The organism is Limnohabitans sp., assembly GCF_044361645.1.
GTDB lineage: Bacteria > Pseudomonadota > Gammaproteobacteria > Burkholderiales > Burkholderiaceae_C > Limnohabitans_A.
In genome coordinates, this window is sequence record NZ_JBIKIL010000002.1 from 12,848 (window position 1) to 32,108 (window position 19,261).

18 protein-coding genes and 1 tRNA gene are annotated in these 19,261 nt (G+C 60.8%); 13 read left to right on the top strand and 6 right to left on the bottom strand.

Annotated elements, in window-relative coordinates; translation table 11 throughout:
- Positions 1 to 48: 48 nt before the first annotated feature.
- Together tsf and rpsB are read right to left on the bottom strand one after the other, a co-directional pair.
- A complete protein-coding gene (gene tsf / locus ACIQ39_RS00450) occupies positions 49 to 942 on the bottom strand; it encodes a translation elongation factor Ts (protein WP_396432638.1) in 894 nt (297 codons plus the stop codon).
- 78 nt (positions 943 to 1,020) lie between these two features.
- On the bottom strand, positions 1,021 to 1,770 hold the full coding sequence (gene rpsB / locus ACIQ39_RS00455) for a 30S ribosomal protein S2 (RefSeq protein ID WP_396432639.1): 750 nt from the start codon (positions 1,768 to 1,770) through the stop codon (positions 1,021 to 1,023).
- A 223-nt stretch (positions 1,771 to 1,993) separates the two neighbouring features.
- Between rpsB and ACIQ39_RS00460 the strand changes: the two genes are divergently transcribed.
- Entirely contained in the window at positions 1,994 to 3,349 is a 1,356-nt protein-coding gene (locus ACIQ39_RS00460) for an amidase (RefSeq protein WP_396432640.1), read from the top strand.
- Positions 3,350 to 3,353: 4 nt separating this feature from the next.
- Entirely contained in the window at positions 3,354 to 4,844 is a 1,491-nt protein-coding gene (locus ACIQ39_RS00465; RefSeq protein ID WP_396432641.1) for an NAD(P)H-hydrate dehydratase, read from the top strand.
- Between the two features lie 6 nt (positions 4,845 to 4,850).
- Here ACIQ39_RS00465 and rnr read toward each other — a convergent pair whose 3' ends face one another.
- Positions 4,851 to 7,127, bottom strand: coding sequence for a ribonuclease R (gene rnr / locus ACIQ39_RS00470; RefSeq protein ID WP_396432642.1), 2,277 nt, complete (start codon positions 7,125 to 7,127; stop codon positions 4,851 to 4,853).
- An 18-nt stretch (positions 7,128 to 7,145) separates the two neighbouring features.
- Between rnr and ACIQ39_RS00475 the strand changes: the two genes are divergently transcribed.
- Positions 7,146 to 7,230: transfer RNA gene (locus tag ACIQ39_RS00475), tRNA-Leu, on the top strand.
- Positions 7,231 to 7,449: 219 nt separating this feature from the next.
- Here the strand turns inward: ACIQ39_RS00475 and rimO are convergent.
- Positions 7,450 to 8,847 (bottom strand): 30S ribosomal protein S12 methylthiotransferase RimO, encoded by a 1,398-nt coding sequence (rimO, locus tag ACIQ39_RS00480; protein WP_396432643.1) that lies wholly within the window; start codon positions 8,845 to 8,847, stop codon positions 7,450 to 7,452.
- 57 nt (positions 8,848 to 8,904) lie between these two features.
- Positions 8,905 to 9,489, bottom strand: a complete 585-nt coding sequence (gene phaR, locus ACIQ39_RS00485; RefSeq protein WP_396432692.1) for a polyhydroxyalkanoate synthesis repressor PhaR — start codon at positions 9,487 to 9,489, stop codon at positions 8,905 to 8,907.
- A gap of 258 nt (positions 9,490 to 9,747) precedes the next feature.
- Here phaR and ACIQ39_RS00490 point away from each other — a divergent pair, with 258 nt between their 5' ends.
- From ACIQ39_RS00490 to ACIQ39_RS00535, 10 genes are all read left to right on the top strand, one after another.
- Positions 9,748 to 10,383, top strand: coding sequence for a riboflavin synthase (locus ACIQ39_RS00490; protein WP_396432644.1), 636 nt, complete (start codon positions 9,748 to 9,750; stop codon positions 10,381 to 10,383).
- 13 nt (positions 10,384 to 10,396) lie between these two features.
- The gene (gene ribBA / locus ACIQ39_RS00495) at positions 10,397 to 11,524 is read left to right on the top strand and encodes a bifunctional 3,4-dihydroxy-2-butanone-4-phosphate synthase/GTP cyclohydrolase II (RefSeq protein WP_396432645.1); all 1,128 of its coding nucleotides are present in this window, start codon (positions 10,397 to 10,399) and stop codon (positions 11,522 to 11,524) included.
- 2 nt (positions 11,525 to 11,526) lie between these two features.
- On the top strand, positions 11,527 to 12,057 hold the full coding sequence (gene ribH / locus ACIQ39_RS00500; RefSeq protein WP_396432646.1) for a 6,7-dimethyl-8-ribityllumazine synthase: 531 nt from the start codon (positions 11,527 to 11,529) through the stop codon (positions 12,055 to 12,057).
- Entirely contained in the window at positions 12,054 to 12,605 is a 552-nt protein-coding gene (nusB, locus tag ACIQ39_RS00505; RefSeq protein ID WP_396432647.1) for a transcription antitermination factor NusB, read from the top strand. The genes ribH and nusB overlap by 4 nt, the downstream gene beginning before the upstream one ends.
- 20 nt (positions 12,606 to 12,625) lie before the next feature.
- Positions 12,626 to 13,813: a pyridoxal phosphate-dependent aminotransferase gene (locus ACIQ39_RS00510; protein WP_396432648.1), complete on the top strand. Its 1,188-nt coding sequence runs from the start codon at positions 12,626 to 12,628 to the stop codon at positions 13,811 to 13,813.
- Complete coding sequence (locus ACIQ39_RS00515; RefSeq protein WP_396432649.1) at positions 13,810 to 14,277, top strand: YbgC/FadM family acyl-CoA thioesterase; 468 nt, start codon at positions 13,810 to 13,812, stop codon at positions 14,275 to 14,277. Before ACIQ39_RS00510 ends, ACIQ39_RS00515 begins: the two co-directional genes overlap by 4 nt.
- Positions 14,274 to 14,984, top strand: a complete 711-nt coding sequence (tolQ, locus tag ACIQ39_RS00520; protein WP_396432650.1) for a protein TolQ — start codon at positions 14,274 to 14,276, stop codon at positions 14,982 to 14,984. Before ACIQ39_RS00515 ends, tolQ begins: the two co-directional genes overlap by 4 nt.
- 14 nt (positions 14,985 to 14,998) lie before the next feature.
- Complete coding sequence (gene tolR, locus ACIQ39_RS00525) at positions 14,999 to 15,415, top strand: protein TolR (protein WP_396432651.1); 417 nt, start codon at positions 14,999 to 15,001, stop codon at positions 15,413 to 15,415.
- Between the two features lie 11 nt (positions 15,416 to 15,426).
- Positions 15,427 to 16,365 carry a cell envelope integrity protein TolA gene (gene tolA, locus ACIQ39_RS00530; RefSeq protein ID WP_396432652.1) on the top strand — a complete coding sequence of 313 codons (939 nt, stop codon included), beginning with the start codon at positions 15,427 to 15,429 and terminating at the stop codon, positions 16,363 to 16,365.
- A gap of 170 nt (positions 16,366 to 16,535) precedes the next feature.
- The gene (locus tag ACIQ39_RS00535) at positions 16,536 to 17,558 is read left to right on the top strand and encodes a DUF533 domain-containing protein (protein ID WP_396432653.1); all 1,023 of its coding nucleotides are present in this window, start codon (positions 16,536 to 16,538) and stop codon (positions 17,556 to 17,558) included.
- A 245-nt stretch (positions 17,559 to 17,803) separates the two neighbouring features.
- Here ACIQ39_RS00535 and ACIQ39_RS00540 read toward each other — a convergent pair whose 3' ends face one another.
- A complete protein-coding gene (locus ACIQ39_RS00540) occupies positions 17,804 to 19,018 on the bottom strand; it encodes a hypothetical protein (RefSeq protein ID WP_396432654.1) in 1,215 nt (404 codons plus the stop codon).
- Positions 19,019 to 19,261 lie beyond the last annotated feature (243 nt).

Sequence of the window (19,261 nt, forward strand, 5' to 3'; positions counted from 1 at the left end):
AAGTGGGATATGGGGACAGTGAAACGGCAACTCAACAAAGCCATGAACTCAGGCAGCGCCTTGGGCTGCGGCCACTTGGGCTGCCACCTCAGCGGCAAAGTCATCGACTTTTTTCTCGATGCCCTCTCCCACCACGTACATGGTGAAAGCGCTGACAGTGGTGCCGGCAGCCTTGAGCATTTGCTCCACGGTTTGCTTGTCGTTTTTGACAAAAGTTTGGTTGAACAAAGACACCTCTTTGAGGTACTTTTGCACCGAACCTTCGACCATCTTGGTGACGATGTCGGCAGGTTTGCCCGACTCGGCCGCCTTGGCCGCAGCCACTGAGCGTTCTTTTTCGATCAAATCGGCTGGCACTTCGGCGCTGGTCAAGGACACCGGCTTCATGGCCGCAACGTGCATGGCAACGTCTTTGGCGGCGGTTTCATTGCCTTCGAACTCGACCAACACACCAATGCGGGTGCCGTGCAAATAGTGGGCGATCTTGACGCCACCGGCAACGCGTTTGAAACGGCGAAAACTCATGTTCTCACCGATCTTGCCAATCAAGCCCCGACGCACATCTTCCAAGCTGGGACCGAAACTGTCTTGCGTGTAAGGCAGCGCGCCCAAAGCCGCGACGTCAGCGGGGTTGTGCTCAGCCACCAGCTTGGCCGCAGCATTGGCCAGTGCCAAGAAGCTGTCGTTCTTGGTGACGAAATCGGTTTCGCAGTTGACTTCGATCATGGCCCCCGTGGTGCCGTTCACAAAGCTGGTCACCACGCCTTCTGCGGTCACGCGCGAAGCGGCCTTGCCAGCCTTGGTGCCCAGCTTGACGCGCAACAACTCTTCGGCTTTGGCCAGGTCGCCTTCGGCTTCGGTCAAAGCTTTTTTGCATTCCATCATGGGCGCGTCGGTTTTTGCGCGCAGTTCAGCGACCATGCTTGCGGTGATTGCAGCCATTTGATTTCTCCGTATTCAGTCAAAAAGTCAGGTTAAAAAAAAGGGGCCAAAAAGCCCCTTTCATCGAGTTTCAGGGACTCAGGCAGAAGCGTTGGCTTCTTCGATGAATTCGTCAGCACCTTCGGTCACGGCCTTGATCACATCGTTGACCGCATTGGCACGGCCTTCGATGATGGCGTCGGCGATGCCACGGGCATACAAAGCCACGGCCTTGGCCGAGTCGTCGTTGCCGGGGATGATGTAGTCAATGCCTTCGGGTGAGTGGTTCGAGTCCACCACGCCGATCAATGGGATGCCCAGTTTCTTGGCTTCCGAGATGGCAATTTTGTGGTAACCGACATCGATCACAAAAATCGCATCGGGCAAAGCGGCCATGTCCTGGATGCCGCCGATGTCTTTTTCGAGTTTTTCCATCTCGCGTTTGAACATCAGCTGCTCTTTTTTGCTCAGGCTGTCCATGCCCAGCTCTTGCTGAGCCTTCATGTCTTTGAGGCGCTTGATCGAGGTCTTGACCGTTTTGAAGTTGGTCAACATGCCGCCCAACCAGCGCTGGTCAACATAAGGCACGCCAGCACGTTGGGCTTCGGCCGCCACCAAGTCACGCGCTTGGCGTTTCGTGCCGACCATCAAAATGTTGCCGCGGTTGGCCGACAACTGCTTGGCAAATTTGATCGCGTCCTGAAACATCGGCAGCGATTTTTCCAGGTTGATGATGTGGATTTTGTTGCGGTGGCCGAAAATGAAGGGGGCCATCTTGGGGTTCCAGAAGCGGGTTTGGTGACCAAAGTGGACACCGGCTTCCAGCATTTCGCGCATGGTAACGGACATAAAAATACTCCAAAGGTTGGGTCTAAAATCCAGTCCACTCATTGAGCACGTTCTCAAAAGACAGCGCTCAACACCTTGACGGGACGGATTCGCGGATGCGCTTGGCATGACTTGGATCACTGTTCAAGTGCATGTTCGGCATGACACTCAAAAGACAGTGCCCGCACTCAGCAAAGCCTTAGGATTATAGCACCCCGACTTGCCCGAAAGAGCCTTCCAAGCCATGAAACCCGACCTGATCGCCACACGGCAAGCCATCGCTCTTGGCACCACCCACCCCCAAGCACAGGCACAGGCTTGCTTGGACTTGGCGCGCAGCGCGGCTTGCAAGCATGCCTTTTTGGTGCTGACACCCGAGGCCCTGCTGCACACCGCGAGCCAAGCCCATGTGCACGCCAAACCACTGGCGGGATTGGCGGTGTCCATCAAAGACCTGTTTGATGTGCAAGGCCAGGTGACCCAAGCCGGATCGGTGGTTTTTTCAGACCAAGCCCCCGCCCTGGCCGACGCGGTAGCGGTGGCGCGCCTGCGGGCAGCGGGCGCTGGCTTCATCGGGCGCACCAACATGGTGGAGTTTGCTTTTTCAGGCGTGGGCACCAACCCTCATCACGGCACGCCTGCCGCTTGGGACGCGACATGCGACCGAGCCGTTGGCACTGCCGGACAAGCGCATGTTCCCGGTGGCTCCAGTTCGGGGGCGGCCGTGTCTGTGGCCACAGGCGCTGCCTTTGTGGGCCTGGGTTCGGACACAGGGGGCTCGATTCGGGTGCCTGCTGCCCTGAACGGCATCGTGGGCTTTAAAAGCACCGCCCGCTGGGTGCCGACCCTGGGGGCGGTCCCCTTGTCCACCACTTTGGACACTGTCTGTGCCATGACACGCACGGTGCGCGACACCATCTTGGCCCATGAAGTGTTGAGCGCCAGGCGCGTTGCGCGCGCCCACCGCCCGCTGAACGGCTACCGCATGGCCGTGGTTCAAAGCCTGATGCAAGACCGCATGGACCCCAGCGTGACCCAAGCCTTTGAACGCAGTCTGCACAGGCTACGGGCCGCTGGTGCGCGCATCGAGGACATCCGCTTGCCTGAGTTGAACGAATTGACCGCCATGATGAGCACCGGCGGCTTTAGCCCTGCGGAGGGCTACGCGTGGCACCGACAACTGATCAGCCGCGATGGCGCACGCTACGACCCACGTGTGGCCCAACGTGTGATGCGTGGCGCAACCATGATGGCGCACGAATACATGGATTTGGTACAGGCGCGTGCGCATTGGATTCGCCGAGTCGACACCGCGCTGGTGGGCTATGACGCTGTTCTCTCGCCCACCACGCCCATCACAGCGCCACTCATTCGTGACGTGGCCCCAGGCTCCGAGCGCGATGCCGAATTCTTTCGGGTCAACGGCTTGCTGCTGCGCAACACCAGCGTGGTCAACACATTGGATGGCTGCGCCATCACCCTGCCCTGCCACGCACCCGGCGAGTTGCCGGTCGGCTTGATGGCTTGGCACGCCGCCCTCCACGACGACACCATTTTGCAACTCGCTGTGCTGCTTGAACCCCTGCTGCGGCCTGACTGAGGCCATGCAAAGCCTGAACCGCACATCGACCTGGCCCGTTTTAAGCCCGCAGCAAGTGCGGCAATTGGAGCCCGCACTTCAAGCCCAAAGCGCGATCCCGCTGATGCAAAGCGCCGGTTTGGCCTGCGCCCGCTTGGCTTTGGCATTGGCCCCACATGCGCAGCGCCTGTGGATTGCCGCTGGCCCAGGCAACAACGGCGGCGATGGTCTGCAGGCCGCACTCTACCTGCACCAATGGGGCAAACCGGTGCTGGTCAGCCTGATGGCTTCGCCAGAACAAAGCCCCCAAGACGCACAAGCAGCCCTGCAACGGGCCCGGCTGGCGGGTGTTCGCATTGAAAACCAGGTGCCCGACAAGTGGCTCGCGCAAATGGGTGCGCAGGATTTGTGCATCGATGCGCTGCTGGGCATAGGTGCCAGTCGGGCATTGAGTCCAGACATGTGGGCTTGGGTGCAGGCCCTGCAAGGCTGCGCAGCCCCAGTGCTGGCCATTGACGTGCCCACCGGTTTGAACCCACGCTCGGGTCAATGGCTGGGCAAGCAGCGTGGCCAAGAGACGGCCGTGCGGGTTGACCACACCTTGAGCCTCATCGCTGTTCAAGCGGGTCTTTTGATGGGCCATGGGCGCGATGCCAGTGGCCAAATCTGGCTTGACGACTTGGGTTACCGGCCCGACCAGCATGGCGTGTCACCCCTGGCTTGGCTCAACCGCGCACACAGCCCACCAAGCAAACCGCACGCCAGCCACAAAGGCAGCCATGGCGATGTGGCCGTGATCGGTGGAGAAATGGACGACGGGGGCATGGGCATGGGCGGCGCGGCGATCTTGGCGGCCAAGGCCGCACTGAACGCGGGGGCGGGTCGCGTGATGTTGAGTTTGCTCTCCAGCGGCCGCGCCCACAGCAGCGCACCGCCTGACTTGATGCAACGCGATCACAACCAACTGGCATTGCACCAGCTGAGCGTGGTCTGCGGTTGCGGCGGGGGCCAGGCCGTGCAAGCGGTCTTGCCCAAGGTATTGCTGCACAGCGCGCAATTGGTGCTGGATGCCGATGGCCTCAATGCCCTGGCGCAAGACCCGCAACTGCAAACCCTGTTGCGCCAACGCGCGCCCTTGCAAACCACCGTCTTGACCCCGCACCCACTTGAAGCCGCGCGGCTGCTGCACTGCAGCACCTCAGAGGTGCAACACGATCGGCTGACGGCTGCGCAAAGCTTGGCCGAACGTTTCCAGTGCTGCGTGCTCCTCAAAGGCTCGGGCACGGTCATTGCCGCACCCGGCGAGACGCCACGCATCAACACCACAGGCAATGGGCGCTTGGCCATGGGCGGCACAGGCGATGTGTTGGCCGGTCTGATCGGCGCACGCTTGGCACAAGGCCTGGGTGCTTTTGAAGCCGCTTGCTCGGCCGCCGCCCAGCATGCTCAGTTGGCCAACGACTGGCCCGAAGGCCAAGCCCTCACGGCCAGTCGTTTGGCCGCTCGGTTGGCTTAGTTCCTGTCAACGCCGTGGCTTGATGTTGAGCGTGCCTTTTTTCTTGGCGGCCAGCTTTTTCACCGAGGCCTTGAGCGCCTGAACAGGTGAGCGCTTGCGCTCAGCATCGCTTGGCCTGGGCTCGCCCGAAGCGGGTCTTTTGCTGCGCCCTGCGTCCGCGGGCACAGACACGCCCTTGTCGCGCAGGGCTCGGGGCACCAAATCGTCGCCCGCATTCACCAGTCTGAAATCGATCTTGCGGCCATCCAAATCGACCCGACTGACCTGCACCTGCACCCGGCTGCCAATGGCGTAACGGATGCCGGTGCGCTCACCGCGCAGCTCTTGGCGCAGTTCGTCAAAGCGGTAGTACTCGCCACCCAACTCGGTGATGTGCACCAGACCCTCCACATACAAGTTGTCCAAGGTGACGAAGATGCCAAAGCTGGTCGCCGCGGACACCACGCCGCCAAACTCTTCCCCCAAATGCTCGCGCATGTATTTGCATTTGAGCCAAGCCTCCACATCGCGACTGGCCTCGTCGGCGCGGCGCTCGTTGGCGCTGCAATGCAGGCCTGCGGCCTCCCAGGCGCGCTGGTCGGCAGCCGACATGCGCACGCGGGGCGCAGACGACTCGGGCGCATCGCCCTGAGCCGCACGCCCTTTTTCCAGGCGCTTGCTCAGCTTGGCATGCGCCTCGCCGGGCACAGGCAAGGTGGGCAGCGTGTATTTGCGGTTCAGCAAAATGGCTTTGATGACCCTGTGCACCAACAAATCCGGGTAACGCCGAATCGGGCTGGTGAAATGGGTATAGGCCTCATAGGCCAAGCCAAAGTGACCGCTGTTGACCGGGGTGTAAATGGCTTGTTGCATGGAGCGCAGCAGCATGGTGTGGATTTGCTGGGCGTCCGGGCGGTCCTTGGTGGCTTGCGCGATTTTTTGAAACTCGCTGGTGTGCGGCTCGTCGCTGATGCTCATCCCCAGACCCAAGGCCTTGAGGTAATTGCGCAAGATGTCTTTTTTCTCGGCCGTCGGACCTTCGTGCACACGGAACAAACCCGGGTGTTTGCCCTGCTGGATGAAGTCGGCGCTGCACACATTGGCCGCCAGCATGGCCTCTTCGATCAAGCGGTGCGCCTCGTTGCGCACACGCGGCACGATCTTTTCGATGCGCCCGCTTTCATCACACACAATTTGCGTTTCGGTGGTCTCAAAATCCACCGCACCCCGCACCGCACGCGAGGCCAGCAGGGCTTTGTACACGTCCTGCAAGTTCATCAGGTCGTTGACACGCGCCTTGCGCTTGACCGCCTCAGGGCCACGCGTGTTGGCCAAAATCGCGGCCACCTCGGTGTAGGTGAAACGCGCATGGCTGTGCATCACCGCCGGGTAAAACTGGTAGGCCTGAACATCGCCCTTGGCATTGACCAACATGTCACACACCATGCACAAACGGTCCACATCGGGGTTGAGCGAACACAGGCCGTTGGACAACTTCTCGGGCAACATGGGGATCACGCGGCGCGGAAAATACACGCTGGTGGCGCGGTCGTAGGCGTCCACGTCAATGGCGCTGCCGGTCTGCACATAGTGGCTCACGTCGGCAATGGCCACCAACAAACGCCAGCCTTTGCCACGGCCCACTTTGGCCGGTTCGCAATACACCGCATCGTCAAAGTCGCGCGCGTCTTCACCGTCGATGGTGACCAAGGCCACGTCGCGCAAATCCACCCGGTCCTTGCGGTCCTTGGCCAGCACCTTGTCGGGCAGGCCCTTGGCTTGTTCCAAGCAGCCGGGCGAAAACAGGTGCGGCACGCTGTATTTGCGCACCGCGATTTCGATCTCCATGCCCGGGTCGTCGATCTCGCCCAGCACCTCTTTCACGCGGCCCACAGGTTGACCAAACAAGGCCGGCGGCTCGGTCAACTCGACCACCACCACCTGCCCCGCCTTGGCGGTGCCCGTGGCGCCTTTGGGGATCATCACGTCTTGGCCATAACGCTTGTCCTCGGGCGCGACCAACCACAAACCGCCTTCGTGCAGCAGGCGGCCAATCAGGGGCTGCTCGGGGCGCTCCACGATCTCCACAATGCGGCCCTCCGGCCTGCCTTTGCGGTCTTGCCGAACAATGCGCACCTTGACGCGGTCCTTGTGCAACACGGCCCGCATTTCATTGGGCGAGAGGTAGATATCCGACTCGCCGCTGTCGCGGATCAAGAAGCCATGACCATCGCGGTGACCTTGGACACTGCCTTCGATTTCTTCCAGCAAGCCGCTGGGTGGCGCTACTTTTTTGATATACAATCCTTGGATTCCTGAGGCGCCCAGATGGCGGAATTGGTAGACGCACTAGTTTCAGGTACTAGCGAGTAACATCGTGGAGGTTCGAGTCCTCTTCTGGGCACCAAACTTGTCGAGCACGATGAGACAAAAACACTGTAAGCCGTTGATTTTTGATCAACGGCTTTTTTGTTGTTCAAAGCCCAAGCCTTGGTTTTGCAAGGCGATGCCAAGGGGTTTGAAAACGCAAGCCGTCGCGGTTTTGCCAGCCACGTCGGTGATCGCGGCAAAAGGCTCAAACCTGAACCCTTCAAGGTAGAAACGCTCAGCCAAGTACCGCAAAGCATCAAACTGGCACCCCCACCAAATCATGGCCTTCCACGCGCACGATGCGGGCGCGGGTGAACTCGCCCACCTTGAGGGTCTTGCTCAGTTTTTCGGGTGGCAACAAGCGCACCACGCCATCGATCTCGGGGGCATCGCCGAAGCTGCGGCCCACACCACCGCGCCGACCCATGGCCGGAGCACTGTCCACCAAGACCTGCATGCTCGAGCCCACGCGTTGCTGCAATCGGGCAATCGACACCGCTTCGGCCACCGCCATGAAACGGGCGCGGCGCTCTTCGCGCAAGGCCTGGGGCAGCATGCCGGGCAAATCATTGGCCGTGGCCCCTTGCACCGGGCTGTAAGCAAAGCAACCTGCCCGGTCAATTTGCGCTTCACGCAAAAACCCCAGCAGGTGTTCAAACTCTTCTTCGGTCTCGCCTGGGAAACCCGCGATGAAGGTGCTGCGGATCACCAACTCCGGGCACAGCTCGCGCCAGCGCTGGATGCGCTCGAGGTTCTTCTCGCCACTGGCGGGGCGCTTCATGCGCTTGAGCACATCGGGGTGGCTGTGCTGAAACGGCACATCTAGGTAAGGCAACACCCAACCCTGCGCCATCAAGGGAATGATGTCGTCCACGCTCGGGTAGGGGTAGACGTAGTGCAAACGCAACCAGGCGTCGTGGGCGCGGGCCATCTCGCCCAAGGCCTGCACCAACTCCAGCATGCGGGTTTTGACCGGTTTACCGTCCCAAAAACCCGTGCGGTATTTCACATCCACGCCATAAGCCGAAGTGTCTTGGCTGATCACCAGCAACTCTTTCACGCCACCGGCAAACAGTGCCTGGGCTTCTTTGAGCACATCGCCAATCGGGCGCGAGACCAAGTCGCCGCGCATGGACGGGATGATGCAAAAGGTGCAGCGGTGGTTGCAGCCTTCGCTGATTTTCAAGTACGCGTAATGGCGCGGTGTGAGCTTGAGGCCGGCCTCACCAAAGCCCCCGGGCACCAGGTCCAAAAACGGGTCATGCGGTTTGGGCAAGTGCGTGTGCACCGCGTCCATCACCTCTTGGGTGGCATGCGGTCCGGTCACGGCCAGCACGCTGGGGTGCAACTCGCGCACCATGTTGCCGCCAGCCTCGCCTGTTTTGGCCCCCAGGCAACCGGTCACGATCACTTTGCCGTTTTTGTTCAAAGCCTCGGCGATGGTGTCCAGACTTTCCTGGATGGCCTCGTCGATGAAGCCACAGGTGTTGACAATGACCAAGTCAGCGCCTGCAAAGGTTTTGGAGGTTTGGTAACCCTCGGCGCTCAGTTGCGTCAGGATCAGCTCGGAATCGGTCAGCGCCTTGGGGCAACCCAGGCTGACAAAACCCACTTTGGGGGCGGCAAGGTTTGCTTTGGCAATGGTTTCACTCATCCCTGCATTGTCCCCGGAAAAACGACCACCGCATGACAAAGGTGCTTGCTGGACAAATCAAGACTTCAAGCCCAGCACCCCCAAGAACTGTTCGGTGTTCTTTTGAATCTGTTTTTGCATCTGTTCTTGCATTTGTGCCATGACGTTCTGCGAGGGGTCAGCCAAGCCTGAAAACATGTTGTGCATCAGGGGCGCTTGCCACTGCATGAATTGCGCCCAAACCTCGGGGCTCAAGTTGGGGCTGGATTCGCCCAGCTTGCTTTGCCAATCCATGAAGGACTGCACATGACTCTCTAAATAAGAACCCATGTGCCCCTGCATGGTGTGGCCATAAAAACGGATGATGTTGTACAACACCGCCTCGCTGAACATGGGCGCGCCTGCTGATTCTTCTTCCAAAATGATTTGCAGCAAAATCGACCGCGTCAGGTCTGCGCCCGTTTTGGCGTCCACCACCACCATCGGCGCAGCCTGCATGACCAGTTTTTTGATCTCAGACAAGGTCACATAGGCCGAAGTGGCGGTGTCGTACAAGCGCCGGTTGGGGTATTTTTTAATGGTTCTGAGGGCCGCCGACAAAGGGGCCGCACTGGGGTCAAGCTTTTCGGATGGGGCAAGCGCCTGGGCGGAGGGTTTGGCAATAGTGCCGGGTGTGGCGGCTTTGGTTTTGCCTGGGGTTTTGGCCGAGGCCTTGGCTGTGGTCTTGACCGGCAAAGAAAACTCCTGTTTGGTGACTGCCCATGCAAAATCTGCTGCAATGCACCATTTTAGGCACACACCCGCCCGCTCCATGCCTTGGTTTACCCTGAGCTTTGGCGTTCTGCCACCGGATAATGGCGTTCTGCTTTTTTGTCATTGGCCTCGTCAATTCATCTTCTTAACCTGCGAAAATACACGGCTATGTTCACCGGAATCATCACCGGCGTGGGGCGAATCGTCGCCATTCACGACCTGGGTCGCTCTTTACACCACGGCAAGCGCCTCACCATCGAGGCCCCCGCCGGGTACCTTGACGATGTGGGCCTGGGCGACAGCATCGCCTTGAACGGCGCTTGCATGACCGTCACCACCTTCAGCCCCGAGAGCCGCCAGTTCACCATCGACATCTCGGCCGAATCGCTGGACAAAACCAGCGGTTTGGACCAAGAAGGCCGGGTGAATTTGGAAAAAGCCCTGCGCGCCAACGACCGCCTGGGCGGGCACATCGTGTCGGGCCATGTGGACGGCGTAGGGCAGATCAGCCACTTTGCGCAAATCGGCGAAAGCTGGGAACTGCGCGTTTTGGCCCCCCCCACTCTGGCCAAATACCTGGCCTACAAAGGCTCGATCACGGTCAACGGCGTCAGCCTCACGGTCAACCGTGTGGCCGATCTGGCCGATGGCTGCGAGATCAGCATCAACCTGATCCCCCACACGGTGGACAACACCGCCCTCGGCAGCCTGTCAGCAGGCAGCCGGGTCAACCTCGAAATCGACACCGTGGCCCGGTATGTTGAGCGCATGCTCAGCGCCGACTTGCTGCCCAAACCCCACTGAACTGGACCCCACCATGAACGCCCCCGCGCTTTTGACACCCGTGGCCATCTCGCCCGTTGAAGACATCGTGGCCGAGATCAAAGCCGGTCGCATGGTGATCTTGGTCGACGAAGAAGACCGCGAAAACGAAGGCGATTTGGTGCTCGCTTCTGACCACGTCACGCCCGAGGCCATCAACTTCATGGCCCGCTTTGGCCGGGGCCTGATTTGCCTGACGCTGACCCGCGAGCGCTGCGAATTTCTCAAGCTCCCCCCCATGGCCACCCGCAACGGCACGTTTTACAGCACGGCTTTCACCGTCTCGATCGAAGCCGCCGAAGGTGTCACCACCGGCATCTCGGCCGCTGACCGCGCCCGCACGGTGCAAGTGGCCGTGGCCAAAGCCAGCCAGCCCACCGACTTGGTGCAGCCGGGCCACATCTTCCCGCTGCAAGCGGTGGACGGCGGCGTGCTCATGCGCGCTGGCCACACCGAAGCCGGCTGCGACTTGGCCGCCATGGCTGGATGCTCGCCGTCATCCGTGATCTGCGAGATCATGAAAGACGACGGCACCATGGCCCGTCTGCCCGATTTGCAACTTTTTGCTGCCGAGCACGGCTTGAAAATCGGCACGATTGCCGACTTGATCGAGCACCGCAGCCGCCACGAATCACTGGTGGAACGCATCGGCAGCCGCCTCTTGCAAACCGCGCACGGCGAATTCACCGCCCACGCTTTTCGTGACCAAACCAACCAAGCGCTGCACCTGGCCTTGGTCAAAGGTGCATGGACGGCCGAATTCGAAGTGGCGGTGCGCGTGCACGAACCGCTGTCGGTGCTCGACGCCCTCGAAGTCAACCGCGCCATGCACTCCTGGAGCCTGGACGCCAGCTTGCAGTACATCCACGCCCAAGGCAGCGGCGTGGCGGTGCTGCTCAACTGCGGCGAATCGGCCGAGCAATTGCTGGCCCAGTTTGAAGGCCGCGCCCGCTCGGCCCAAGCGCCCGAACGCGGCAAGATGGACCTGCGCACCTACGGCGTCGGAGCGCAAATTCTGCGCGAATGCGGCGTGCACAAAATGCGCCTCATGGGCAAGCCGCGCCGCATGCCCAGCATGACCGGCTACGGCCTCGAAATCACCGCTTACATCACCAAGGAATAAGCATGCAAGGCGCAAACCAAGGCCAGGTCGAAGAACTCGACGGCCAATTTCTGCACATCGGCATCGTGCAAGCCCGCTTCAACCAAGACATCACCAACGCACTGGCCACAGCCTGCATTGCCGAGCTTGAAGCCTTGGGCGTGACCAGCATCGACCACGTCATGGTGCCCGGCGCTCTCGAAGTGCCGGTGGCCCTTCAGGCCATGGCCGAGCGCGCCGAATACGACGCGCTCATCGCCTTGGGCTGCATCATCCGCGGCGAGACCTACCACTTTGAGTTGGTGGCCAACGAATCCGCTGCCGGTGTCAGCCGCGTCTCGCTCGACTACAACCTGCCGATTGCCAACGCGATCTTGACCACTGAAAACCTGGCCCAAGCCATCGCCCGGCAAACCGACAAAGGCCGCGACGCGGCCCGCGTGGCGGTCGAGATGGCCTGCATCATGGACGACCTGGCCGCTGACATGGACGCCGACATGTCCGATTTGGCCGACGGGTTCGACGAAGAAGACCAAGAAGACAACGCCAGATGAGCGACGCATCCCACACACCCGCCGTCGACACAGGGACCGACACGCCCAGCGCTGCCATTTCAGCAACGACAGCAGCCATCCCCGGCACCCGCAAATCCTCGGCCAAACCTGCCCGCAGCCGCTCGCGCGAGTTTGCGCTGCAAGCGCTTTACCAACACCTTGTGGGCCGCAACGAAGCGGCAGACATCGACCTGTTCACCCGCGACTTGTCGGGCTTTCACAAAGCCGACTCGGCCCATTACGACGCCTTACTCTACGGCTGCATCGAACATGCCGCGGAGCTCGACGCGCTGATCGGACCCAAATTGGACCGCCAGTTTGCCGAGATCTCGCCCATCGAACACGCCATCATGTGGATCGGCGTGTACGAGATGCAACACTGCCCCGACGTGCCTTGGCGCGTGGTACTCAACGAATGCATCGAGCTGGCCAAAGACTTTGGCGGCACCGATGGCCACAAATACGTCAACGCCGTGCTGAACGGACTGGCTCCGGAACTGCGCAGTGCCGAAGTGCAGGCCGACCGCCAGTCTGGCCGTGCCAAATAACACCTCTTACACCAGACACCATGCGCATCTCTGAGCGTGCCGAGCGGATCGAGCCCTTTTGGGTGATGGAAGTGGCCAAAGCGGCCGCACAAAAAGCCCGTGAGGTCGCGCACACCGACCGGCCCGTGGTGTTTTTGAACATTGGCGAGCCCGACTTCACCGCCCCACCCCGGGTGCAGCAAGCCGCACAAGCGGCCATCGCATCCGGCCAAACCCAGTACACCCCCGCTTTGGGCTTGGACGCCCTGCGCCAAGCCATCAGCGGCTGGTACGCGCAGCGCTTTGACGTGCAAGTGCCTGCCAGCCGCATCGTGGTCACGGCCGGGGCTTCGGCGGCTTTGCAGTTGGCGTGTTTGGCCTTGATCGACAAGGGCGATGAAATCCTCATGCCCGACCCCAGCTACCCCTGCAACCGCCACTTTGTGAGTGCGGCCGATGGCACAGCCGTGTTGCTGCCCACCACGGCTGCAGAGCGCTTTCAGCTGAGCGCCGCCAAAGTGGCCGCCGCTTGGGGGCCACAAACCCGGGGCGTGTTGCTGGCCTCGCCCTCTAACCCCACCGGCACCTCGATCGATCCGGCCGAATTGGCGCGCATCGTGCAAGTGGTGCGCAGCCGTGGTGGCATCACCCTGATCGACGAGATTTACCTCGGCCTGAGCCACGACGCCGCGTTTAGCCAAAGCGCCTTGGCTTTGGGCGACGATGTCATCAGCATCAACAGCTTCAGCAAATACTTCAACATGACTGGCTGGCGCTTAGGCTGGCTGGTGGTGCCCGAGCAGCTCACACCCGTGCTGGAGCGCTTGGCACAAAACCTGTTCATTTGCGCCAGCAGCGTGTCGCAACATGCGGCCTTGGCCTGCTTTGAACCCGACAGCCTGGCCGAATACGAACGCCGCCGCACCGAGTTCAAAGCCCGGCGTGATTACTTTATCCCGGCCCTGAACGACTTGGGATTGAGCGTGCCCGTAGCCCCTGATGGCGCGTTTTACGCCTGGGCCGACTGCCGCGCCGCTTGCCAGCAACTGGGCCTGCAAGACAGCTGGGACTTTGCCCTGGCGGCGCTGGAACACGCCCATGTGGCCATCACCCCCGGGCGCGACTTTGGCAGCGACCAAACCGCCCACTTCGTGCGCTTTTCCACCGCCAACTCGATGGCCGAACTGCACACCGCCATTGCCCGCTTGAAAGCTTGGTTGCAGCCATGAACAGCCCCAACGCCAGCGCCAGCGCCAAGCCCAGCGCTGATCCCGGCCTGAGCTCCAGCGTTTTTCGGCACCCCATACGCGTTTATTGGGAAGACACCGACGCGGGCGGCATCGTGTTTTATGCCAACTACCTCAAGTTTTTTGAGCGCACCCGCACCGAATGGCTGCGCGCCCTGGGTTTTGGCCAGCAACAGCTGCGCGACACATCGGGCGGCATGTTTGTGGTGTCTGAAACCACGGTGAAATACCACTCCCCCGCCCGCTTGGATGATTCTTTGCTGGTCACCGCCATGCTGCAAAATGCGGGCAAAGCCAGCCTCACGATTGTTCAGCACGCCTACCTGCGCACTGGCCACTTGGCTGACCGCTTGCTGGCCGAGGGCAGCATACGCTTAGGCTGGGTCGACAGCACCACATTGAAACCTGGCCGCATCCCGGCCCCCGTTCTGGAAGCCCTGAAATGAACCAAGACATGTCCATCGTCTCGCTGATGCTCCAAGCCAGCTTGGTTGTGCAACTGGTGGTGCTGCTGCTGCTGAGCATTTCGGTGGCCAGTTGGGCCGCCATCGTCCGCAAAATCACCGCCATCAAGCGCATCAAATCTCTCAACGACGAGTTTGAACGCGTTTTTTGGTCCGGCACCAGCTTGAACGAATTGTTCACAGCCGCCAGCCAAAACGCCCGAATGTCTGGCCCGATGGAGCGCATTTTTGCCAGCGGCATGCGCGAGTACCAAAAACTGCGCGAACGCCGCATCAACGACGCCGCCACCCTGCTGGACGGCGCACGCCGCGCCATGCGCGCGAGCTTTCAACGCGAGATGGACGTGGCCGAATCGCAACTGGCCTTCTTGGCCTCGGTCGGCTCCATCGCGCCCTATGTGGGTTTGTTTGGCACCGTGTGGGGCATCATGCATGCCTTCACCGGCTTGGCCAGCTTGCAGCAAGTCACGCTCGCAGTGGTGGCACCCGGCATCGCCGAAGCCCTGGTGGCCACAGCCATCGGCCTGTTTGCCGCCATTCCGGCAGTGCTGGCTTACAACCATTTCTCACACGACGTGGACCGCATCGCCATCAAACTGGAAACCTTCATCGAAGAGTTCTCCAACATCTTGCAACGCAGCCTGGGCTCGGCCAACGCCAATGTCCACACCTCTGGCTCTGGCCACTGAGAACGGATCAGGCCATGCCCTCCACCTCACGCGGCCGCGGTCGCCGCACCATCTCTGAAATCAACATGGTGCCCTTCATCGACGTGATGTTGGTGCTGCTGATCATCTTCATGGTCACCGCCCCCATGATCACGCCCAGCATGATCGACCTGCCCAGCGTGGGCAAAGCGGCCAAGCAACCCGACAAAGTCATCCAAATCGTGATCCAAAAAGACGAAAGCCTGTCGCTTTTGATTGACGGCAAAACCGACACCACCAGCTTGCAAAACGTGGCCACCCAGGTGAAACGCCAAGTCGGCGAGGATGCCAACACCGCCGTGGTCATCAGTGCCGACCGCACGGTCAAGTACGAAACCGTGGTCAAGGTCATGGACAGCTTGCAGCGCGCAGGCATTGCCCGTGTAGGCCTGTCGGTCCAGCTGGCCCCCTGAAAAGCCCAGCCGTGAAAGCCCAACCCGCACCACACCTAGAGTTTGCCCCGCCCGCCCCGCCCGGCATGGGGCGCGCCTGGCTGGTGGCCGGCATGGCACACGCCGCGCTGTTCGTGGCATTGGGTTTGGCCACGGCCTGGAAAACCCAACCCCAAACCATGCTGGCACAAGCCGAATTGTGGTCGGCTGTGCCGCGTGCGGCGGCACCCAAGTTGCAAGAACCGACACCGCCGCCGCCCATTGACAAAGCCGAGCCCAAAGCCGAGCCCGAGCCTGTTCGCCAACCCAAGCCTGCACCTGCCGCCGAGCCCGACATGCGTTTGCGCGACGCCCAAATAGCGCTTGAAAAGAAAAAACTGGAAGACCAGAAAATGAAAGAAGCGGCCGAGCTCCAGCGCAAGGCCCTTGAAAAGAAGAAAAAAGAGGCCGAAGAAAAAGCTGCAAAAGACAAAGCCGAGAAAGACAAAGCAGCCAAGGAAAAGGCCGAAAAAGACAAAGCCGCTGAAGCGAAACGGGCGCAAGCGAAAAAAGAAGCAGACCAGAAAAAAGCAGCCGAAAAAGCCAAGGAAGACTTGGCCAATGAGCAAGCCCGACACCAAGAAAACCTGCAACGCATACAAGGCATGCTGGGCGCTTCGGGTGGGCCCAACGCCACCGGCACAGCACTCCAGTCATCGGGCCCATCGGCCAGTTACGCGGGCAGGCTGGTCGGGCGCATCAGGCCCAACATCACCTACCCGGGTGATGTGGTGGGCAACGCCCGCGCCGAAGTCGAAGTGCGCGTTGCACCCGACGGCACCATCATCAGCCGCCGCATCGTGCAATCGAGCGGCATCAAAGCCTGGGACGACGCGGTGCTCAGAGCCATCGACAAAACCGAAATCTTTCCCCGCGACACCGACGGCCGCGTGCCGCCGGTCATCGTTTTAGGCTTCAGGCCACTGGACTGAAAGCGTTCGGGTACCCAGGCAATCGCTGTCGCTCGCAAACGGGGCGCTTAGGTCTTCGCCCGGGGTGCCCCAATCCCCACCAGCGACAGGTCATTGCCCCTCAACTGCCGGTCCCCTTTTGGCCCACATGTGCTTGAATCAACTTTTTTATTCCACCCCTTCAGACGCACATGACCAACACCCCCACACAACAAGCGCTTTTGGCCATCATGGTTCACGCCGCCATGGCCGATGGTGAAAAGTCTCAAGCCGAGCGGAACTTTGTGCGCGACCTGTCCTTGCAACTCGACGAACAAGGCGGTGGCAAGCAATTGGCCCAAGCCGTGCAGGCGGCACTGCTGGGGCGTTTGTCGGTGCAACAAGCCGCAGCGCAACTGCCAGACCCGATGCACCGCCAACTGGCCTATGAGTGGGCCACCGCTGTGTGCCACGCCGACGGCCTGTGCAGCCCCGCAGAAACCGCGTTTTTGCAAGCCCTCAAAATCGACCTGCAACTGGGCAGCGCCGAGCCCGAGGCCACCGCACACACCCACGCCTTGGCGCACGCCGCTTATGCAGAACAAGCGGCTGCGCCACTGCCCGTGGAGACAGCAAGCGCTGCCGTGCACGACGTGCCCAACGTGCCGACTGCCCGCACCGAGCCCACCGCGCGCACATCCCCCGCTTTGGACCATGCCACGGACAACGCCGCCATTGACCGTTCGGTGCTCAACTACGCCATCTTGAACGGCGCGCTGGAGTTGCTCCCGCAATCGTGGGCCTCCATGGCCATCATTCCGCTGCAAATCAAAATGGTCTACCGCGTAGGCCAAGCCCATGGCGTCTCGCTGGACCAAGGCCACATCAAAGAGTTCATTGCCGCCGCTGGCGTGGGCCTGACCTCGCAATACATCGAACAGTTTGGCCGCAAATTGTTGGGTGGCTTGATCGGCAAGGCGGGTGGAAAATTATTGGGCGGCCTGACCGGCCAAGCCACTGGCATGGCGTTTTCCTTTGCCAGCACCTACGCGCTCGGCCATTTGGCCAAACGCTATTACGCCGGTGGCCGCGTCATGTCCACCGACCTGCTGCGCCAAACCTACCAAGACCTTTTGGGCAGCGGCAAAAACCTGCAACAACAGCACATGGGCGAGATCCAAACCCGTGCCGCCACCCTCAATGCAGCCGAAGTGATGCGCATGGTCAGAAGTTGATGCAGCGCAACGCGGGCTCATGTGGCTCCATCGCCACTCGCCACCCAAGCCTTGGCGCGCCCGCCCCTGTCTAGCCAAAAGTCTGCTTTTCACCCCACACGCCCAGCAACTTGTCGGCTTTCATCTCGGTGACGAGCCTCTGCTGATGAGGCCCAGAAAAGTTTGCAACAACCGAGGCCTGGCCGTTTTTTCTCATTTGTGGTTTTATCTTGCTCACCCCGGAACTGAACCCGTGACCATAAAGGCTAGCGTTTGGTGGGTTGTTGCTTGGGGTCGGCGAACTCTCGCCTGGCCTCTTGGGCTGCATTGGCCAGTGCGGTGCAGTTGGCGCTGTCTTTATTTGGGTCAGCACACCAAAAGCCCGCTTCGCTGGCTTGTTGCAAAAACAAACGTGTGGCCTCTGTTGGGTGGCGCAACTGGCCACGCCCCAAGGCCCACAGGCCGTAGCGACGCACGTTTTGGTGGGCGCTGCCGGTTTGTCGCATCAAATAGTCACGCACAAAAGCCTGTGCATCATCGCGCCCCAATTCGGCCAATGGCACCAAGGCATTGATCCTGACCGCCTCACTCATGCGGGCCAGCAAAGCGCTGTCGGTGCTGGCTGCTGGCTCGAGCAACACACGCAATGTCAGCAAGGCCGCATCGTTCAGATGCTCCAGCGGGGCCAGTGGCAGGCCGTGCTGACCCGCACGCAAGACAAAGGGGATCAACTCCTGCACCGTCACAGGCCTGAGCGGCGCAGGCGCGTCGGCCTGAGGGTTGCGCCCCACTGCTGCGCCCGCTGCAGCACCACCCCCGTCTGCCATAAGGCCCAAGCCAGGAAAGTAGGCAGGCTCTGGGGGCACCAAGCTGGTGGACTGCGGCATGGGCATGTAAGTCATGATCCGCTGCGCAAACGTGGTCGGTGAAACTGCAGAGTCGGGGTGGCCCAAGCCCACCGTGTGCCCCATCTCGTGCGCCCAAATCACCCACTCGGGTGCCAGGTCACTGAAGGTGCTGTGCGGCTTCAAGTAGACCAAGGGTGCGCCTATTCTGGGGGTGCAGCCCAAGATGTAGCCCGAGGCGCCACCACACTGTGTGATCGCACCCACCACCACCAGGGTCAAATGACCGGGGGTCGCCGAGACGGCGGTCTGCATGGCCGCGTTGTTGGCTCGGCCCAATGTAGGGTGCACCTTCACCGTCCCCATCACCTCAAAACGCATCGCCACGCCTTGATCTTGCAACCGGTGGCTGACTTCTTCAAGCCGTTGACAAACCTTTTGGGTGCTGTAGTTGTTCAATGCAGGCTCTAGGCCGCGCCACACTTCAACCGGCACCGACCGCGTCGCCGATTCAGGCCCCACGCGGCAAGCCAAGGTGCCCGCAGGTGCCGCGTCATTGACTTGCGGCCCAGTGGTTTCACACGCGCTCAACAAGCCCATCACACACAAGCACACGGCGATACGAAGACAAATCATCTTGCACTCCTTGAATCAATCAAACGCCCAGAAAAAGGGCCCCATGCTTATAAAGAATATTTTATTATTAAATTATGATGCATTGTTAGCGCTGCTTGGCTTGAGCCTCGCCCCCATCAAGCCCGCCAACCCACCCTGCCGATTGAAAGGGTGTGCGCCAGCAGACCGTGGCTTGCGACTGAATTTGCTGTAATACCCCACAACCCAACGAAAGACACCGATGCGCTGGATCTTCTCACTCTT

What these genes read in the sequence shown, in the direction of transcription:
- ACIQ39_RS00465 (WP_396432641.1), top strand. Translation starts at nt 3,354, where the DNA reads ATGCAAAGCCTGAACCGCACATCGACCTGGCCCGTTTTAAGCCCGCAG.
- ACIQ39_RS00515 (WP_396432649.1), top strand. Translation starts at nt 13,810, where the DNA reads ATGAACAGCCCCAACGCCAGCGCCAGCGCCAAGCCCAGCGCTGATCCC.
- rimO (WP_396432643.1), bottom strand. Translation starts at nt 8,847, where the DNA reads ATGAGTGAAACCATTGCCAAAGCAAACCTTGCCGCCCCCAAAGTGGGT.
- ACIQ39_RS00460 (WP_396432640.1), top strand. Translation starts at nt 1,994, where the DNA reads ATGAAACCCGACCTGATCGCCACACGGCAAGCCATCGCTCTTGGCACC.
- ACIQ39_RS00535 (WP_396432653.1), top strand. Translation starts at nt 16,536, where the DNA reads ATGACCAACACCCCCACACAACAAGCGCTTTTGGCCATCATGGTTCAC.
- nusB (WP_396432647.1), top strand. Translation starts at nt 12,054, where the DNA reads ATGAGCGACGCATCCCACACACCCGCCGTCGACACAGGGACCGACACG.
- ACIQ39_RS00490 (WP_396432644.1), top strand. Translation starts at nt 9,748, where the DNA reads ATGTTCACCGGAATCATCACCGGCGTGGGGCGAATCGTCGCCATTCAC.
- tolR (WP_396432651.1), top strand. Translation starts at nt 14,999, where the DNA reads ATGCCCTCCACCTCACGCGGCCGCGGTCGCCGCACCATCTCTGAAATC.
- ribBA (WP_396432645.1), top strand. Translation starts at nt 10,397, where the DNA reads ATGAACGCCCCCGCGCTTTTGACACCCGTGGCCATCTCGCCCGTTGAA.
- ACIQ39_RS00540 (WP_396432654.1), bottom strand. Translation starts at nt 19,018, where the DNA reads ATGATTTGTCTTCGTATCGCCGTGTGCTTGTGTGTGATGGGCTTGTTG.
- rpsB (WP_396432639.1), bottom strand. Translation starts at nt 1,770, where the DNA reads ATGTCCGTTACCATGCGCGAAATGCTGGAAGCCGGTGTCCACTTTGGT.
- tsf (WP_396432638.1), bottom strand. Translation starts at nt 942, where the DNA reads ATGGCTGCAATCACCGCAAGCATGGTCGCTGAACTGCGCGCAAAAACC.
- ACIQ39_RS00510 (WP_396432648.1), top strand. Translation starts at nt 12,626, where the DNA reads ATGCGCATCTCTGAGCGTGCCGAGCGGATCGAGCCCTTTTGGGTGATG.
- tolQ (WP_396432650.1), top strand. Translation starts at nt 14,274, where the DNA reads ATGAACCAAGACATGTCCATCGTCTCGCTGATGCTCCAAGCCAGCTTG.
- ribH (WP_396432646.1), top strand. Translation starts at nt 11,527, where the DNA reads ATGCAAGGCGCAAACCAAGGCCAGGTCGAAGAACTCGACGGCCAATTT.